This window comes from Bradyrhizobium sp. WSM4874 (assembly GCF_055811835.1).
Map to the genome: position 1 here is coordinate 1 of NZ_JBVVPR010000211.1, position 452 is coordinate 452.

The following is a 452-nucleotide window of genomic DNA, read 5'->3' on the forward strand; positions in this document are numbered from 1 at the left end:
AGCCGTCGGCCACAACTTCCGCCGTATCCTCGCCTGGCTCAGAGAACTCTTGTGCCTGTTCCTGGTCCGACTATGCCAGCGTGCTGGCCGGTCCCGCTCAATTCGGCTTCTTAACGGACGACTAGGGCCGTCACGACACCGACCCCCGGGACCGTCATCAGGCGACGCGTCGTCTCGTCCAGCTTTGCCAACCGGCGGACCTCGTTGTCGAACTTACCTTGTTGTTGACAAACGTTCTGATGGATCGCGAGCAGCGGCGATATCACGCTGAGAAGCAAATGATCGACGCCCAAAAGTTCGCTGACCTGGTTGCGGAACTGTTGACCGATCGCGCGAGGGAATAGCAATCCACATTCCTTGATCAAGCTGCGAACCTGGTTCTCGATGTCTCGGCGCATGGACACTAGCCGAGATCTGGCGACAAGGATCGCTCGGATCTTCTGGCTTTCCTC

The 452-nt window shown here is 58.4% G+C and carries 1 pseudogene; it reads right to left on the reverse strand.

The annotated features are described in order from the left end of the window. Positions 1-113: 113 nt before the first annotated feature. Positions 114-452: pseudogene (locus AC0L3P_RS40075) on the reverse strand (IS110 family RNA-guided transposase); the annotation flags it as partial.